We start from the raw sequence: 17,428 nt of genomic DNA, 5'->3' as shown, positions 1-17,428 counted from the left end.
CAATTGTAAATAGTCTAAAAATTATTCAGGATAAAGGGAGCTCGTGATGGAGCCCCGTTAATGCGATTTTACTGTTTGAAAAATATGTTTCACGATATTGACAACGTATTTGCTGCCATGATCATTTTGTACATCCTCTATTAACATAGCAAGGAGGAGGTCAGGATGGTTTGTATTATAGGCGACGAACAGTCCATTTTCCTTTCCTTGTTCTCCTTTTTGCCCTTTCAGTTCAGCCGTTCCGGTTTTTCCAGCCAACGGGATGTCGTTCATATAAGCTCCGTGTGCCGTTCCGTTTGGATCGGCGACGACTTGTTTTAATGCGTCTGCGATCGTAGCGGCTGTTTTGGATGAAATCAATTGCGGTTTCCAAACGGTTTTTTGCTTCCCTTTTTCCAAAATAGGCTGCAGTAAATCGCCATGGTTGATAAACGGCGTGTACGCGGCGGCAAGGTGAAGCATGCTCATCTGCATTTCTCCTTGGCCGTAAGCGGTATCCGCCAGCTGCGGCCCCGGCTTCAGCTCGCCTGTATTCGAAATTTGCGAAGCTGGAATCGGGTATGGAAACGGCAATTTTTCGCCAAATCCGAATGAGTGTAACCCTTCTTTCAATTTATCCGGTCCGAGATCCAGACCGACCATGGCGAAATAAATATTATCGGAATAAATGAGCGCGTTTCGTAAATTCACTTGCTGCAGGCGATCGCTTACCCTGGTGACGAAATAATTTCCCCATGATCCGTCCTTTGGCTGCCACTTTTTCCCGGTAATCGTTTTTGGCTGTTCAGGAGTAATCACGCCTTGTTCGAGACCGATTGCCGCTGTCACCGGCTTAATGGCCGAGCCAGGTGCGTAGGTGGCAGCAAAACGATTAATCAATGGTTTTAGCGGATTATTCTCTAATTTTTTGTATTCCTCTGATGAAATTCCGAGTACAAACTGGTTCGGATTAAACGAAGGGGAGCTGACCAAGGCGAGAATTTCGCCGGTCAACGGGTGAATGGCAGCGGCGGTTCCCGCTCTTCCTTTCATGTTTTCATAAATCGTTTTTTGCAGTTTGGCGTCGATCGTCAGCGTAATCGTTTCTCCGTTTTTTGGTTTTGATTCAGCAATCGTCACCGTCGATCCATTTTCTTTTTCGATGTAGATTTTGGCTCCGTCTTGTTCTTTGAGACGTTCTTCAAACAGCTCCTCGAGCCCGCGTTTTCCGATGCGGTCGGATGGCGAATAACCTTTGTCTTTGAATTTTTGTAGTTCTTCTTCCGTAATATTGCCGATATATCCAATCAGATGGGCGGCGGCCTCCGCGAATGGATATTCCCTTTCTGATACTTCTTTTACTGCCACAGCTTGAATGTTGCGAGCGTTTTCTAATAGCGCTGTTTCTGATTTTGCCACTTTTTGAATGGGAACAAAATAATCAGGCTGCACCCAGTCGGCATTCAGTTTTTCATTAATGAATTCCACAGGGATATGGAGCAGATCGGCAAGCTGTTTTTTAATGGCTTCCTCGTTTTCGCCCATTTTCCCAGGAACAATGCCGATTTCATAAGCAGTTCCATTGACGGCGAGCGGCAGTCCGTTGCGGTCGTATATTTCGCCGCGTTTTCCAGGTGTAATGGCAATGCGGACTTTATCGTTTTTTTGCAATTGCGGGAAAATGTAGGTGGTATCCCATTGCACATGCCATTGTTCCTGATCCTGCCCTTTTTCTTTCACAAGCAGTGCTTCATGTTTAAATTGGATAGGGCCGGCGATCGTATCCATTTTTACGGAAAAAGGAAGCTTCGTTTGGTCTTTGTCGCTATCTTCTTCTTTTTCTTTCACCGGCAATGGTGTTACCGATAAATTCGTTGCTTCGATGTCTTGATAAATTTTTTTGTAGCGCTTTACAAACTCTTCCTTGGATATGTTTTCTTTCGCCTTTTTCGACAGCATTGCGTACATATCCTCGAACCGCTCATCCGTCCATAGTTTTGTGTATTTTTGCAGCGCGTCATGCGGGGATGGCGGTTTGCTGCAGGAAGATAATGCAATGGATAGAAACAAAGCAGCAAAAAATAATAGGCTTCGTCTTTTCTTCATTTTCCATTCCCTCCCATTATAGTGAAGTATATTCCGGGCAGTTTCGTTTCTATGTCAAATATACCATTGTGCAGGAACGAATAGCCAACAAAAATAGTAGAAAAAGAGAGGAGAATGAATATTGGAATAACTGTAAAATTATATTGATATGATTTATTTACTATCATTTAGTGAAGTTATGACGATAGTCATTTATGAAAATGTAGATATTTTTGTTACTATTCAAAATATTAATACGGATAAATCACTACCCTTAATAGAAAAAATTAATATATAAGAAAAAATGAAATTTTTTGAGGAAATTTTAACAATACTTTGTTATTATCATAAAGGGGCGATTTTGACATAGAACGTTTTAGGATACAATACACGCATGAGAAAGGACAATAAGATGCAAACGGTTGCTTTTTTAGGCGAAGAGTGGTCTTCCGCTGCTTGCGCGGCAGCGGGTTGGCAATAGATCACATCATCATTGTCAAAGGAGGATTCAGATGAGCAAAACACCGATTACGGTTGCGTACGGAGATGGCATCGGTCCTGAAATTATGGACGCCACATTAAGAATTTTAGACGCTGCTGGGGCACAATTGGACATTGAAACGATTGAAATCGGCGAAAAAGTTTATCTCCGCGGCGGCACGACGGGATTGGAAGAGAGCGCGTGGGATTCGTTAAGAAGAACGAAAGTATTTTTAAAAGCACCAATTACGACGCCGCAAGGTGGGGGCTATAAAAGTTTAAACGTCACGATTCGCAAAGCGCTCGGTCTATATGCGAACGTCCGTCCGGCGGTGGCGTATTATCCGTTTGTTGAAACGAAACATCCAAATATGGATGTCGTCATTATTCGCGAAAATGAAGAAGACTTGTACGCCGGCATCGAGCATCGCCAAACGGAACAAGTATATCAATGTTTGAAATTGATTACCCAGCCCGGTTCGGAAAAAGTGATCCGCTATGCGTTTGAATATGCGCGCAGCTACGGCCGTAAAAAAGTAACCTGTTTTGTGAAAGACAACATTATGAAACTGACAGACGGCATTTTCCACCGTATGTTTGACGAAATCGGCAAAGAGTATCCGGATATTGAAAAAGAAACATGGATTGTCGATATCGGCGCGGCAAAATTGGCCAATAGCCCGGAGGAATTTGATGTTATTGTCATGCCGAACTTATACGGCGATATTATGTCCGATATTGCGGCGCAGATTTCTGGTTCTGTTGGGCTTGGCGGTTCGGCGAATATCGGCGATCAATGCGCGATGTTTGAAGCCGTTCACGGATCGGCGCCGCCGCTTGCCGGAAAAAATCTTGCCAATCCATCGGGATTGCTTTTAGCAGCGGTGATGATGCTGCAACATATCGGCCAGCCAGAAGTAGCTGCACGAGTGCATAACGCTTGGCTAAAAACCATTGAAGACGGCATTCACACATTTGACATTTACCGCGAAGGCATCAGCAAACAGAAAGTGGGAACAAAAGAGTTTGCCCAAGCGGTCATCGACCGTCTCGGCCAGCTTCCGGAAAAACTTTCGCCAGTTTCCTACAAAGAAGCGCCAAAGCTTCATACGGTGTTGAAACAACGGCAAAAACAAAAGAAAGAATTATTTGGCGTTGACATTTTTCTTGACTGGGATAAAGGGACGGCAGAAGAGCTGGGCAAAGCGTTGGAGCAATTTAAAGCAGGCAATCTCAAGCTTCGCGTCATTACGAACCGTGGTGTGAAAGTATATCCAGGCGGACTTCCGGAAACGTTCTGCACGGACCATTGGCGTTGCCGCTTCCATGCAGAACCAGGCGAAACGATCGAACATCGGCAAATTGCCGAATTATACAACCAGCTTGTTGCGGCTGGATATGATTGCATTAAAACGGAAAATCTTTACTTATTCGACGGTGAACCGGGATTTGCGGCGGTTCACGGGTGATAAAACAGCAGCGGTGCGCTGCTGTTTTTTCATGGCCTGCTTTTTTATTTTCCATCCATAAGGGAATTGCCTCTTTGTCTGACAGCTGTGTTCATCCTATTGCACGATGCCTTGCTGGCAGGAAGCAAACAAACAAAATCACACGTTTTTTGCGTCAATAAAAATTTACCGGAAGCCATGAAAAAGAAGAAACATCAAGCGATATTTATATATAATTGTAAGGAGGGAATGGTCTATTTTTTACTGATGATATGGACAAGGAAGTGATAGTTGATGTTTCATGTTCTTGTGACGCTAGACGCCAATTATCTTCCTCCGCTCAAAGTGCTGATGAATTCTTTGTTTCGCAATAACAACCGGCCATTTACGTTTTATTTATTGTATTCCCGCATCCCCGAGATAGAAATCGAATTATTAAAACAGTTTGTGGAGAGGCAAGGACATCAGCTCGCGCCGATTTTTGTAGATCCAGATTTGTTCGCCGATGCGCCTGTATTTCGTCATTACACGGCGGAGATGTACTATCGGCTTGCCGCTCATCAGTTTTTGCCGCCGCATTTAGACCGTGTTTTGTATCTTGACCCCGACATTGTCGCCATTAATCCAATCGACGAATTGTACGATATGGATTTTGAAGGAAATATGTTTATCGCCGCGGAACATACCCACTCCACGAAAGTAGCGAATTTATTTAATAAGCTGAGGCTGAAAACGCCAAATGCAAAGGGATATTTTAATACTGGTGTGATGATGATGAACTTGCCGTTGATGAGAAAAGAGGTTCGTCTAGAAGATATTTATCAGTTTATCCGCGATAATCGCTTTAAGCTTGTGCTTCCTGACCAAGATGTTCTGAACGGCTTGTATTGGGACAAAATTAAACCAGTTGATGGCTATCGTTATAATTATGATGCCCGCTATTATGATATGATTCAGCTGCTGCCAAATCCAAAACATGATTTGCACTGGATTCAGGAAAACACTGTATTTATTCATTATTGCGGAAAAGATAAGCCGTGGAAGGAAAATTATAAAGGGGAGCTCGGCCTGTTCTATAAACAGTATAGCAATGTTTTGCAGTTCGAAGAGGAGAAAACATAAAGGCAGCGTCAACCGCTGCCTTGCGAATGTTATTTTTTGCGCGCTTTGCTTTGGCGAATTCCTGCGGCTTGGGCACGCGCTTGCGCTTCAAGGTCTTCGTGATCAGCAAATTCGCGGGAGTATTCGACATCGAGTCCGTCGGATTTTAGCTGTTTCGGAACTTGCGGCAAAGTAGCCTTATTTTTATCGCGTGTTTTTTGTCCGCGAGATCGGCCCATCGTCTATGCCTCCTAAGCCATAATGTGAATCGTACGATTCATTACTTAGGATGGCGGGCCTTATTGAAAAGTATAAATAACAATGTTTTCTAATGCTTTGCTTTTTTTGCCGTGTAGCCGCCTGCCTGGTCAGCCAGTTTAAAGTCGCGGGCATAACTCACTTCTTGTGCGCTTGTTAACGTGCTTTTTGTTTTTTCGCGTCTTCGTTTTTCCGTCATATTCTGCCCCTCACTTTTATAAAAATTTATTTGTTTTTAGTTTGCCCGCCGCCCTGCTTTTTTATGCACGCAAATAAAAAAGGGCTGCCGTCGTCAGCCCCGTTACGCTTCTTTGCGTTGTTCCTCTTCGATTAAAGAAGGATGGCGAAGCGTATATAGCGTATAATTATCTTTTGTAATTTCGTATAGATTGTATATATCCGCTCCAATTTGTTCGAGCAGGCTTTTTCTTGTCTCGTTTGCCGGAGTGACGTACGGCAGTTTTTCCGCCGCTTTAATGGAGCGTGTGTTTATTTTGCGAATGCGCATAAATACCGTTTCGATGGAAAGTTCGTAAAATAGTTCATGGAAAAATGCTTCTTTCGCACGGCGATTGTACCCTTGCCCATGATACGGCTTTCCTAGCCATGTGCCTAAAAATCCGGTGTTATCTTGTATATCGAATAAGCTAATCGTGCCGATCGGATTGCCCCATTCGTCTAAAATGGTGCGAGAGATAAGTTCCCCGCGCTCTTCTGCTTCGATCACTTGTTTCGTCATAAACAAAAATTCTTCGTACGAGCTCGCTTTTTGGCGCACGAAAGGGAAGACCTCTGGGTGCACCATCAGCTCGTAAAGCACATGACAATCTTGCAGTTCACGTTTTTTTAGCAATACTTTTCCCTCCTTACCGAGGGCAGTTTACCTGTGGGCAAAACCACCCTCGAAATTTTTTAATATATATTCATCAAAAAATTTCGGGGTGGGAATCGAACCCACTAGAACCAGCGGGATCCGCTGGTGGCGCACCATTTGCCTTCCCCTTTGTCGCGTCGCTATATGATTATAGGTAATGAGTGGATGAAGTCTTCATCATCATACACGATGATAAAGAAAAAAGAAATAGGTCTTTTGTTAATTTTTTATGGATATTTTTTTAATTTTCGACAGCGAAATAGTTATGTGGCTAATAAATCGGCTAAACTTTTTTCCAGCGTAGGGAAGGAAAAGATAAACCCAGCTTCCATCAGTTTTTTCGGAATTACTTGCTGTCCTTCGGTCACAAGCATACTCATTTCACCAAGAAGGGCGCGCAGCATCGCATTTGGTACACGAAGCCAATGAGGACGGTGAAGTATACGGGCGACCGTTTCCCCGAACTGTTCCATGCGGACTGGAGATGGGGCGGTAATATTGATCGGTCCTGCGAGCTCCTCATGATCGATCATATAGGCGATGGCGCGAACAACATCGTCAATATGGATCCAAGAAAGCCATTGCTGTCCTGTGCCGATGGGACCGCCGATGTAAAAGCGATAAGGAAGAACCATTTTTGGAAGCGCGCCGCCGTTTTTGCCAAGAACGACACCCAATCGCGCCATTATGGTGCGGACGCCGATTGTTTCGGCCTGCTTGGCTGCTTGTTCCCACTTTATTGCTGTTTGGGCGAGAAAATCGCTGCCGGCAACAGGGCTTTCTTCGGTAAAAGAAGCGGTAAGAGAGGTTCCATAAATCCCGATTGCACTAGCGTTAATAAATGCTTTCGGAGGGATTGACAGCGATTTCATTAGTTCGATGATGGATGCCGTGGTCGATATGCGGCTATTAACGATACGCTCTTTCTGTGTTTTTGTCCATCTTTTGCGGTTAATGGGCTCGCCGGCTAAATTAATGACGACATCAAAGGCAGGAACATCCATGTTGGGGCGGGTATCAGGCGCCCATGCAAGATAGTGGATGGTTGCAGAGGAAGATGGTCTAGGGCGTCGGGTTAAGACATAAATCCGGTGTCCTTGCGCCGCAAAGTAATTAGTGAGCGCCTGCCCAATGAAACCTGTGCCGCCGGCAATGGCGATATGCATCCAATTCCCTCCCTATTTTTTGACATCGCATTATTCATTTCGCTTTTTATGTGCAACATTCCTTCTTATGATACGATAAAAGCGGAGGGAAAAACCGATGGGAATTATCACGAATATAGCCGTTCAGCCAAACAGCCACGAACGTTTTCGTGTCACGATGCAAAAAGAAAATGGAGAAATAGATGTTTTTACCGTTGATCAAGACGTGTTGCTTCAATTTCGCCTGAAAAAAGGAATGGAGATCGATGAGGATTCCTTACAAGAAATAGTATATGCGGATCAAGTCAAAAAAACATATAATCAGGCTTTATATTTTTTATCGCACCGCATGCGGTCTGAACACGAGGTAATCCAGCACCTGAAGAAAAAAGGCGCACCCGAAGATGTGATTGCAGAAGTGCTGCATAAGTTGAGAGAAAACAAATATGTCGATGACCGCGAATTCGCTTTCGCCTATGTGCGCACGCAAAAGCAAACATCGGCGAAAGGCCCGTATGTAATCCGCAACGAGCTGGAAAAAATGGGGATCGCGGCGAAATGGATTGAACAAAGCCTGGCTATTTACTCCTTTACCGAACAAGTGGAAACGGCGCGCTCACTTTATGAAAAAGCAAAAAAACAACGGGCGAAGCAGTCGTTGCGGCAATGGAAATATCAGGTCGCGCAGCTTTTATATCGAAAAGGATTTCCACAGGAAGTCATCGATCAGGTGCTGTCGTCAGAACATGATGAAAAGGGGGAACAGGAGTGGGAAGCTTTACAGTATCAAGGAAGAAAAGCGCATCGCCGCTATGAAAAATACGAAAGCCCGCTGTACGAGCAAAAAATGAAGCAGGCGCTGTACCGCAAAGGTTTCCCACTCGAGATGATCGAGCAGTTTTTAAGCCAATTAAAAAGCGAGCAGGAACGTTAAGATAAAATGATTTCCGTTTGACCGTCTTCGCAGGCAATAATTTGCTTTGCGATTTCCTTTGGCGGGCGCAGCCGCGAGCGGTCTTTTATATGGTCGCTTCCGTTCCAAAACGGTGTGTCCATACCGCCCATATATACGGCGGTAACGGAAACATTGGTTCCTTCCAGTTCTTTCACTAAGCTTTCGCTAAAACCGCGAATCGCAAATTTGGTCGCCGCGTAAACGGCTTCGTTTACTTTGCCGCGCAAACCGGCGGTGGAAATAATATTTACAATTTTTGCCTTTGGCATGGCGAGAAGATGCGGCAAAAATGCTTTTGTCATATAAATGGTGCCGTTGACATTCGTTTGAATCATCTCGTCAATTTGCTGCCGGGAAAGGGAAGAAAGCGGACCAAAATAGCCGATGCCGGCGTTATTTACCAAACGCGTAACACGATGTTGCTTTACAATCTCATTTACCGTGTGGGTCACTTCTTCATAGCAGCGGATGTCAAGCGGATAGGCAAATGCTTTTCCGCCGCTATGTTCAATGTGCCAAACGACATCCATAAGCGGAGATAGCCGCCGGCCAATGGCAATAATCGTATGCCCTTGCTTGGCGTATTGCAGCGCCAATTCTTTTCCTAACCCAGTTCCAGCTCCGGTAATCGCAATAATGTCCATTATCTGTCTCTCCATTCTGTTCGATTGACGTTTTTATCATATAATACAATTCAAAGGAGGAACAAACAATGAGCACTCTTGGGGAACAAAAACGATATAGTGAAATGACAAAACAAGAACTTCAGCAAGAAATCGCCGCATTGACAGAAAAAGCACGCAAAGCAGAACGGATGGGGATGGTTAACGAATACGCCGTATATGAAAGAAAAATTGCCATGGCCAAAGCGTATTTGCTTGACCCGAACGATTTCCAGCCTGGCGAGATATATGAAATTGAAGGCGATCCGGGAGAGTATTTTAAAGTGCGTTATTTAAAAGGTGTGTTTGCTTGGGGCTATCGTCTAAAAGGAAATGGGGAAGAAGAGGCATTGCCGATTTCGCTGCTCTGCAAGCCGAATAGGTAAAAAAGAACCTAGAGAATGAAGGAATTCTCTAGGTTTCATCAGCTACGACTGTTTTCGCGTCTGGCGTTCCAGGATAATTAAATCGAGTGTCTGCTGCGTCTCCCCGTTTACTTGAGAGTGGGCATGTTTCGGGTTTGCCCATGGCTGCTGAAAAGGGTTGGAGTAGAAGTTATCATAAAACTTTTTGCGTGAATGGTGACCCATTGTCGAACACCCCTCAACATCAAGGAAGATTTTTAAAAATAATCTCCGCGTTCGCCAGAGGCGCGCATCCGTTCTTGCGGATGGGTGTTTATCGTGCCGTTTGCCCGTTTGGAAGCATATTCCGCTTTTGCTCGCGGTTCTCCCTCGAATTTGTTATTGTTTTGGTTTGGGAAATTGTGCTTTTTATTCCGCATTGCACATTTCCTCCTTTTTTCTTGCTCGTGTTGATGGCCAACACGTATTCTTATTATGATGCAACTTGGCCGGCTTATGTATGCAAATTGTTGGGACAAGAGGTGAAAAAAATGACGATGCACGAATATTTTGAACGGCTAACGAATTATTTGCTTGAGAAAAACCCGTCCCTTGCTTATGCCCAAGCGCGAACATGGGTCGAATTGCTTTGGGAAGATTTCGAAACGACATACGCCCGCGCCGGACACGAGTACAGAGGAAAGGAGCTGACCGAAAAAGTCGTTCGGCAATGGATCGACCGCTACGGTGCAACGCTGCATGAGTTCCAAACAAACAACCCAAAATACAAACATTTACTAAATCGCAATGATTACCCAAAGCATTAAAAATAGGCGGGTGCTTTTAAGCGTCCGCCGGTTTTGTTTAGTTTGGCGCAAGATCCAGTTTTTTCCGCAGCTTTCCTTCGCTAAACACCCATCCTGTGTAGGAACTGATAACATTTAAATTGCGATCCAATTGTGCTACGGCCACAAATGGGTAGTGGCCTTTGCTTCGGTAGCGTAAATCGGTAAGGCGCACTTCATAATAATCATCATATTCATGAAGCTCCCAGCGATAAACAGGGGAAAAAGATAAAAAGGCGGCAACGTTTTCATCCCGCTTGGCCGCTTCGATGACGGGATCGTCGGGAAGAGGGCATTTTTCAAATTGATCCAATATATAGATGCGCCCGTTTTTTGCCCGTCCGACATAAAAGTAATCTTTTGCCGTAATTGCTAAATGCCACTCTCGGAAGCGGAACGTCGGAACGGTAATAATCTGTTCGACATCGTTAATTTCGGCGCGGACGGCTTTTTTAATCGCTGCCTGCTGGCGGAATCGTATCATATAATAAACGGCGATGACACCGTAAATCGCTAAAAACGTATAACCAGGATGAACGTCAAGAAACAAAAGGCCGACCCCGATGAGATGCAGGGCAAAAATGATTGGGTCGAATGTATTAATCACGCCGAGCGCAATCCACTTTTTTGTAAACGGACGCAGCGCCTGGGTGCCATAAGCGTTGAAAATGTCGACAAACACGTGAAACACGACAGCAATGAACGTCCATAGCCATAGGTGAAATAAGTTGACCGCTGGATAAAGAAAAGCGATAATCGCGGTAATCAGGAGCGGCCATAACGATACGGCAGGGATGGAATGAGTAATGCCGCGATGGTTACGAATATATTTGGCATTGTTGCGCAATTTCAGCACGGTATCGATATCCGGTGCTTGGGAGCCGGCTAATGTTCCAATCAGTACAGCGTGAGACAAAAAAGGATCATGTGCGACAGCGGGGTCTAATGTGGCAATGCTGCCTAGCGCTACCCCCATCAAAATGTGCGTACCTGTATCCAAACGAAGTAAGCCTCCTTTGTTAGTCTCGTTCATTAGTATACCCAGTTCGTTTCCGATCATTGGACAAGTGAGCGTATGAAAAGCAAATGATGTATTGCCAGTGTAACATATTTCGTATTCATTAGCGAGGGATGGAAATACTAAAGCCATCTTTCCTGTCCAGGAAAGATGGCTGAAATAGGCGAATGTTTAGCTTTTGTCGTCATGCAGACGTTTTCCAATTTCTTTTAAAGAGGAAAGAATAAAGCGGATGGCGCGGTTAATGTCAGGATCATTTATTGCTTTTAGCAGATCAAAAATGCCGATTTTTTTACCGGTTTCTTTTGTTTGTTTATAGGCTTCGGCAAAGCCGGAAGCGGTGCTTTCCAATAATTTAGAGGTTAATTGCGGATCGAGATTGGCGAACAGCTGCGCAATCCCGATCACATGGTTAATCATTGTTGTCACTGGCTTGCGATTCGCTTGCCCAATGACGATTTTCGCGATGTCTTCCCTTGCTTTCAGCATCGCGTTGGCGGCTTCGAGGAGGCCGCTTTTGTGCAGTTCCTCTACGATGGAAAGCAGTTCGTGAACCGCTTTTTCCTTTTCCGTCAGAGAAGCTTTAAGCTCCTCGATCGTTTTCTCCCGCTTTTCTTCCTCCGTCACCATTTGTTTTTGAATCGTTGTAATTGGTTTAGCCACGCGGCTCTGCCTCCTTCCATTCGTCTGTTAGAGGAACGTAGTCAGGACGCTGCCATTTTCGCTCGACTTCGACGCCTCTTCTCGGATTCCGCTTTTTAAAGCGCGGGTTTGTACGTGGAAGCGGTGGCGTTCCATCGACTTCTAACACTTGCATCCGTACTTTTGTTTGCTTGTATGCCGGCGTATTTGTGCGATGGTCAGTAGCAGGACCGGTAAGGATGTTAATGGCACTTTCGTTTGTTGCCGAGTGCATTGGTAAGAATAACTCTTTTCCTTTGACGCGATCCGTGACCAGCACGCGCACTTTTACTTGGCCAAACGGTGATTCTAAACGAACGAGCGAACCGTCTTTGATGCCGCGTTCTTTTGCCAATTCCGGCGATACCTCGACGAACACTTCCGGGAATTTTTTCTGAATGCCTTGCGATTTGTATGTTAAGTTTCCTTCATGGAAATGTTCGAGCAATCGCCCGTTATTGACAAGCAAATCGTATTCTTCCGGATACTCTACTGGCTGTACCCAATCGGCAAGCGCAAAGCGTGCTTTTCCGTCTGGGAAGTTAAAGCGTTCTTTATAAAGAATTGGCGTATGCGCACCGTCATAGCTACCCCAGCAGAGGCTGTTCCATCCTTCCAAGTTTTCGTATTGCGCCTGCGAGAATAGCGGTGCGAGGCTTGCAATTTCATCCATGATTTCTTTCGGACCAGAGTAGTTCCAATCAGCGCCCATCCGTTTCGCGATTTCTTGAATGATCCACCAGTCTGGTTTGGAATCGCCGAGCGGTTCAAGCGCTTGGTAGAAACGTTGAATGCGCCGTTCCGTATTGGTAAATGTTCCTTCTTTTTCTAAGCTTGGCGCTGCTGGTAAAACAACGTCAGCAAATTGCGCTGTTTTCGATAAGAAAATGTCCTGTACCACCACGAAATCTAGCTCTGAAAGCACTTTTTGGACATGATTGGCGTTGCAGTCAACAAACGCCATATCTTCACCGACGATATACATTGCTTTTAATTTTCCTTGTTCCGCAGCTTCAAGCATTTGAATATTATCAAGTCCTGGTTTTCCATCAATGCGGACACCGTATGCTTTTTCAAATTTTGCCCGCGCAACGTCATCCGTAATATGTTGATATCCTGGAAGCCAGCCAGGCAGAGAGCCCATATCGCAAGCGCCTTGCACGTTGTTATGACCGCGCAGCGGGAACGCTCCAGCGCCTGGGCGTCCGTAGTTACCTGTTGCGAGCAATAAGTTCGAGATGGCCGCGGACGTATCGCTTCCTCCAGTGTTTTGTGTAACGCCCATTCCCCAGAGGACGCACGTGCCATCCGCCTCATGGATCATTTCAGCGATGCGAATTAAGTCTTCTTTCGCAACGCCTGTTACTTCTTCCGCGTAATCGAGCGTATATTTTTCGAGCACTTCTTTGAATTCATCGAAGAAATGAACGCGTTCACGAATGAATTTTTCATCATGCCAGCCTTGGTCGATGATATATTTCGTGACGGCCATCAACCATACTTGGTCAGTGCCTTGTTTTGGTCGGATAAATAGATCGGCGCGTTCCGCCATTTCATTTTTGCGCAAGTCGGCGACAATTAATTTTTGGCCGAATAGCTTATGTGCGCGTTTGACGCGAGTCGCCAAAACAGGGTGTCCTTCTGCCGGGTTAGCGCCGATAATAATCACTAATCCTGCGGATGCGATATCTTGAATCGTTCCGGAATCGCCGCCCATTCCTACCGTGCGGAACAGGCCGTCCGTTGCTGGCGATTGACAATAGCGCGAACAGTTATCGACATTGTTCGTTTCAAACACTTGTCGAGCCAATTTTTGCATTAAATAGTTTTCTTCATTAGATATTTTCGACGACGAAATAAAGCCGATGGCGTTGCCGCCGTATTTTTGCTTGATTTCGCCAAGTTTTTCCGCAACGAGCGAAAGCGCTTCTTCCCATGTGGATTCTACGAACGCATCGCCTTTACGAATGAGCGGTTTGGTTAGGCGCTCTTCGCTGTTGACGAAATCCCAGCCAAATTTCCCTTTTACACATGTGGAAATCGCGTTGACCGGCGCTTCGGAGACAGGCTGGATTTTTAAAATTTTCCGTCCCTTCGTCCATACTTCAAATGAACAGCCGACACCGCAGAACGTACAAACCGTTTTCGTCTTTTTGATGCGCTGTTCCCGCATCGCCGCTTCGATTTCAGAAATGGCAAAAATACTGCTGTAGCCAGGTTCGACTTCTTTTACAAAATCGATCATCGGATTTAAAAGTTCTTTATCTAAACCGGTCATAAAACCGGCCTCGCCTAACATCGATTTTTCCATTAATGCATTGCATGGACAAACGGTAACGCATTGTCCGCAGCTAACACAGGAAGATTCATTAATTGGAACACCGTTATCCCAAATGACACGAGGACGTTCCGCTTCCCAGTCGATCGATAATGTTTCGTTCACTTGTAAGTTTTGACATACTTCCACGCATTGCCCACAGGCGATGCATTGGTTTGGATCATAGCGATAGAACGGATGGGACATGTCGACTTCCGATGGGTCTACTTTTGGGCGATATGGATACGATTGATGCTCAATTCCCATCAGTTCCGCCGTATTGTGCAATTTGCAGTTTCCGTTATTGTTATCACAGACCGTACAATATAATAGGTGGTTTTCTAAAATACGGTCCATCGCTTCTTTTTGCGCTGCTTTCGCCCGCGGCGAAGAGAGCTCGACGTTCATGCCATCTTTTACAGGAGTGGAACAGGCGCGCACTAATTTTCCGTCTACTTCAACAATACATGTGTCACATGTTTGAATGGCTCCCAGTTCAGGAGTATAGCAAACTTGCGGATGGGGAATGTTGTTTTCATTAATGACCTGTAAAATGGTCATTCCTTGTTTGGCGTTGTAATCGCTTCCGTTGATCGTAATCGTGACCCAAGGTTCGCTCATGCGTGATACCTCCTCCTAAAATAAAAACTCCACCATGAATGAAAGCTGTGCTCAGTCATGGTGGAGTAGTTTTTTAGCATAATGATACTAAAAGAACCAATCCGCATCCTAAAAATAGACTAGTAGAAAAATAACAAGGACATCCTTATTATTTTTCCACTATGTATATGTTGTTTTATTATAATTATAGTACTATATAGTTCATAAAACAACCGCTGGCCTCTGTTTTTTGCAAATGAATCAGAGCTGGAAAGGGGGCTTTCCTATGTCGAAAAAAGAAGCAGCATTTAATGATTTGGTGCGAAAAGTTCGCAAACAGCTGTTTGGGAAAGGGCCGGAACGAATTAAAACTTATTTTGTTGATAATCTCGCTGTCACGATATTGCAAGGAAATTTAACGCCGACAGAAAAATTTATTGCCCGGTCGCCGGAAGGAAAAGAGATGGTGCATACCGCCCGCACGCGGATGATTCAGGAGGTATATGCTCAAAAAGTCCCGGAAGGCCTCGAGGAGCTGGCCGGATCGAAGCTGTTATATTTGTTCAATGATATTAAAGTCGAAGAAGATATTGCCGTTTCTGTGTTTGTATTTGAAAAACCGATTAGGCAATAACATATAACGATTTCTGTATTGTTTTTTAATACGCTTTCATGTTATGCTAAAAGTAGATTAACATGATGAATACGGTAGGAAGCTTGGCTATACAATGGCGAAAGGGCTATTGGTAGTTAAGTTTCCGTTTGTAGTGTGATGAGAGCGTTGGTTTTATCACAGAAATGCTGTGTGGAAACTACCGCCACTTTTCTATGGATAGAGAAGGATGCATATGCCTTCGTCATAGAAAAGATGGCGGTTTTCTTTTTGCGAAATTAGGAACGAGGGGGGATTGGATGGAAAGCTTTGTTATGCGGCGGCAAAACATTATCAAGTATCGTGGCAATCAATTTGAAGAAGTCGATGATGAAATTGCCGTGGAATTTCCGCTTACGATTGTCGTTGACGGACAAGAGTTTGCGACGATGGTCTGCACCCCGACGCATTTAGAGGAATTAGTGATTGGTTTTTTAGCTTCAGAAGGGATTATTCGCTCCAGCAAGGAAATAAAAGCGATAGCTGTGGATGAACATCGCGGGTTTGCTTACGTGGAGCTGGTCACGAAACAGTCGATTCAAAAAGAGTTTTACGCTAAGCGTTTTATTGGTTCCTGCTGCGGAAAAAGCCGACAATTTTACTTTTATAATGACATGAAGACGGCAAAGACGATTGTTCACAGCACGAACATCCGGGTAGAGCAATGCATCCGCCTAATGCAGCTATTGCAGGAGCAATCAACGGATTTCCAGGCAACCGGCGGCATTCATAATGCGGCACTTTGTACGCCAAACGAATTAGTCATTGTTCGCTCGGATATCGGCAGACATAATGCGCTCGATAAAATTTATGGATATTGCCTGCAGCAAGGGTTGCCATTGTCAGATAAAGTGATCGCTTTTAGCGGCAGAGTATCATCCGAAGTGTTGTTAAAGGTTTCTAAAATGGGAATCGGCATGATTTTGTCGAAATCGGCGCCGACGACGTTAGCGCTTGAACTGGCAAATGATTTAGGCATTACGGTGGTAGGATTTCTTCGCGGCCATACGTTTAATGTATACACCCATCCGAATAAAATAGCGGGGTTAGAAGAAAAAACATTGCAATTTGATAACTAATCATGGAACTAAGTGGGGGATCAAATAATGGCTTACCGCAATCCGTCACAAATTGCGCAACTCGCCATTGAAGCGGGAACGCGGAAAGCGAATTTACCGTTATTATCACAAATCGTTCTTGGTTTTTTGGCAGGAGCGTTTATTGCGCTTGGATTTTTATTGGACATTCGCGTAATTGGCAACGTTCCGCCGCAATGGGGGAGCTTTGCCAATTTTTTAGGGGCGGCGGTGTTTCCGTTAGGGCTTGTGCTGGTGATTATTGCAGGCGGCGAGCTGCTGACGGGGAATATGATGTCAATGACTTTGGCGGCGTTAGCAAAAACGATTACGTTGGGGAAGCTAATCAAAGGCTGGTTTTGGGTTACTGTAAGCAATTTCCTTGGCGCGGTCTTTGTCGCCTATTTGTTTGGCCATGTCGTCGGTTTAACGGCGGAAGGTCCGTTTTTAGCCAAGACGGTTGCCATTGCCGATGCGAAGCTTCACGATACATTTATACAGGCGTTTATTTCAGGGATTGGCTGCAACTGGCTGGTGACGTTGGCGGTTTGGCTGTCATACGGCGCGGAAGATATCGGCGGCAAAATACTTGCGATTTGGTTTCCGGTCATGGCGTTTGTCGCCATCGGCTTTCAGCACGTCGTCGCCAATATGTTCGTTATTCCTGCAGCGATTTTTGAAGGCCATGCGGCATGGGCAGACTGGTTCCGAAATTTCGTTCCTGTCTTCCTTGGCAACGCCGTTGGCGGAAGCATCTTTGTCGCGTTATTATACTGGTTTGTGTATGTGAAGGACCATGCGAAACAAAACGTTGCTCATGTGAAAGTAGTCAAAAAAGAAGCAAGATAATAACAGTGAAACACCTGATGCTGCGAAAGGCACAATCAGGTGTTTTTTGTTATAATAAA

19 protein-coding genes are annotated in these 17,428 nt (G+C 45.0%); 8 read left to right on the top strand and 11 right to left on the bottom strand.

The window, feature by feature from the left end; translation table 11 throughout:
* Positions 1–57: 57 nt before the first annotated feature.
* Positions 58–2,085, bottom strand: a complete 2,028-nt coding sequence (locus BV455_RS06415) for a penicillin-binding transpeptidase domain-containing protein (RefSeq protein ID WP_218687862.1) — start codon at positions 2,083–2,085, stop codon at positions 58–60.
* 491 nt (positions 2,086–2,576) lie between these two features.
* Between BV455_RS06415 and BV455_RS06410 the strand changes: the two genes are divergently transcribed.
* Positions 2,577–4,013 (top strand): NADP-dependent isocitrate dehydrogenase, encoded by a 1,437-nt coding sequence (locus BV455_RS06410; protein WP_218687861.1) that lies wholly within the window; start codon positions 2,577–2,579, stop codon positions 4,011–4,013.
* A gap of 273 nt (positions 4,014–4,286) precedes the next feature.
* Positions 4,287–5,114: a glycosyltransferase family 8 protein gene (locus tag BV455_RS06405; RefSeq protein ID WP_218687860.1), complete on the top strand. Its 828-nt coding sequence runs from the start codon at positions 4,287–4,289 to the stop codon at positions 5,112–5,114.
* Between the two features lie 29 nt (positions 5,115–5,143).
* On the opposite strand, the gene BV455_RS06400 is transcribed toward BV455_RS06405, so the two are convergent.
* The 4 genes from BV455_RS06400 to BV455_RS06385 form a co-directional block, all read right to left on the bottom strand.
* The gene (locus tag BV455_RS06400; protein WP_017436575.1) at positions 5,144–5,332 is read right to left on the bottom strand and encodes a YfhD family protein; all 189 of its coding nucleotides are present in this window, start codon (positions 5,330–5,332) and stop codon (positions 5,144–5,146) included.
* 89 nt (positions 5,333–5,421) lie between these two features.
* A complete protein-coding gene (locus tag BV455_RS06395; RefSeq protein WP_017436574.1) occupies positions 5,422–5,550 on the bottom strand; it encodes a YfhE family protein in 129 nt (42 codons plus the stop codon).
* 102 nt (positions 5,551–5,652) lie between these two features.
* Positions 5,653–6,204 carry a GNAT family N-acetyltransferase gene (locus tag BV455_RS06390; protein WP_017436573.1) on the bottom strand — a complete coding sequence of 184 codons (552 nt, stop codon included), beginning with the start codon at positions 6,202–6,204 and terminating at the stop codon, positions 5,653–5,655.
* A 284-nt stretch (positions 6,205–6,488) separates the two neighbouring features.
* A complete protein-coding gene (locus tag BV455_RS06385) occupies positions 6,489–7,391 on the bottom strand; it encodes a TIGR01777 family oxidoreductase (protein ID WP_042410740.1) in 903 nt (300 codons plus the stop codon).
* 97 nt (positions 7,392–7,488) lie between these two features.
* On the opposite strand from BV455_RS06385, the gene recX reads away from it, so the two are divergent.
* A complete protein-coding gene (gene recX / locus BV455_RS06380; RefSeq protein ID WP_081160882.1) occupies positions 7,489–8,304 on the top strand; it encodes a recombination regulator RecX in 816 nt (271 codons plus the stop codon).
* Here the strand turns inward: recX and BV455_RS06375 are convergent.
* Positions 8,301–8,969: an SDR family NAD(P)-dependent oxidoreductase gene (locus BV455_RS06375; RefSeq protein ID WP_017436569.1), complete on the bottom strand. Its 669-nt coding sequence runs from the start codon at positions 8,967–8,969 to the stop codon at positions 8,301–8,303. The two genes, recX and BV455_RS06375, sit on opposite strands and share 4 nt — an antisense overlap.
* A 68-nt stretch (positions 8,970–9,037) precedes the next feature.
* Here BV455_RS06375 and BV455_RS06370 point away from each other — a divergent pair, with 68 nt between their 5' ends.
* Positions 9,038–9,373 carry a YfhH family protein gene (locus tag BV455_RS06370; RefSeq protein WP_042410745.1) on the top strand — a complete coding sequence of 112 codons (336 nt, stop codon included), beginning with the start codon at positions 9,038–9,040 and terminating at the stop codon, positions 9,371–9,373.
* A 42-nt stretch (positions 9,374–9,415) separates the two neighbouring features.
* On the opposite strand, the gene BV455_RS06365 is transcribed toward BV455_RS06370, so the two are convergent.
* Entirely contained in the window at positions 9,416–9,577 is a 162-nt protein-coding gene (locus tag BV455_RS06365; RefSeq protein WP_017436567.1) for a YpzG family protein, read from the bottom strand.
* A 32-nt stretch (positions 9,578–9,609) separates the two neighbouring features.
* Positions 9,610–9,771 (bottom strand): small, acid-soluble spore protein K, encoded by a 162-nt coding sequence (locus BV455_RS06360; RefSeq protein ID WP_017436566.1) that lies wholly within the window; start codon positions 9,769–9,771, stop codon positions 9,610–9,612.
* 111 nt (positions 9,772–9,882) lie between these two features.
* Here BV455_RS06360 and BV455_RS06355 point away from each other — a divergent pair, with 111 nt between their 5' ends.
* Entirely contained in the window at positions 9,883–10,158 is a 276-nt protein-coding gene (locus BV455_RS06355) for a YfhJ family protein (protein WP_017436565.1), read from the top strand.
* Between the two features lie 37 nt (positions 10,159–10,195).
* Here the strand turns inward: BV455_RS06355 and BV455_RS06350 are convergent, their stop codons facing one another.
* From BV455_RS06350 to fdhF, 3 genes are all read right to left on the bottom strand, one after another.
* Complete coding sequence (locus tag BV455_RS06350) at positions 10,196–11,176, bottom strand: metal-dependent hydrolase (RefSeq protein ID WP_017436564.1); 981 nt, start codon at positions 11,174–11,176, stop codon at positions 10,196–10,198.
* 189 nt (positions 11,177–11,365) lie between these two features.
* Entirely contained in the window at positions 11,366–11,857 is a 492-nt protein-coding gene (locus BV455_RS06345) for a helical membrane plugin domain-containing protein (RefSeq protein WP_017436563.1), read from the bottom strand.
* Positions 11,850–14,813 carry a formate dehydrogenase subunit alpha gene (gene fdhF, locus BV455_RS06340; RefSeq protein WP_017436562.1) on the bottom strand — a complete coding sequence of 988 codons (2,964 nt, stop codon included), beginning with the start codon at positions 14,811–14,813 and terminating at the stop codon, positions 11,850–11,852. Before fdhF ends, BV455_RS06345 begins: the two co-directional genes overlap by 8 nt.
* A gap of 265 nt (positions 14,814–15,078) precedes the next feature.
* Here fdhF and BV455_RS06335 point away from each other — a divergent pair, with 265 nt between their 5' ends.
* The 3 genes from BV455_RS06335 to BV455_RS06325 all read left to right on the top strand — a co-directional run bounded on the left by BV455_RS06335 (position 15,079) and on the right by BV455_RS06325 (position 17,369).
* The gene (locus tag BV455_RS06335) at positions 15,079–15,426 is read left to right on the top strand and encodes a Na-translocating system protein MpsC family protein (protein ID WP_017436561.1); all 348 of its coding nucleotides are present in this window, start codon (positions 15,079–15,081) and stop codon (positions 15,424–15,426) included.
* 278 nt (positions 15,427–15,704) lie between these two features.
* Positions 15,705–16,523, top strand: a complete 819-nt coding sequence (gene fdhD / locus BV455_RS06330) for a formate dehydrogenase accessory sulfurtransferase FdhD (protein ID WP_061580036.1) — start codon at positions 15,705–15,707, stop codon at positions 16,521–16,523.
* 27 nt (positions 16,524–16,550) lie between these two features.
* Complete coding sequence (locus BV455_RS06325) at positions 16,551–17,369, top strand: formate/nitrite transporter family protein (protein ID WP_017436559.1); 819 nt, start codon at positions 16,551–16,553, stop codon at positions 17,367–17,369.
* Positions 17,370–17,428 lie beyond the last annotated feature (59 nt).

The organism is Parageobacillus caldoxylosilyticus, assembly GCF_019272935.1.
GTDB classification, from domain to species: domain Bacteria; phylum Bacillota; class Bacilli; order Bacillales; family Anoxybacillaceae; genus Saccharococcus; species Saccharococcus caldoxylosilyticus.
The sequence above is the reverse complement of the archived record's forward strand: the minus strand, read 5'-3'. Positions and strand labels throughout refer to the sequence as shown.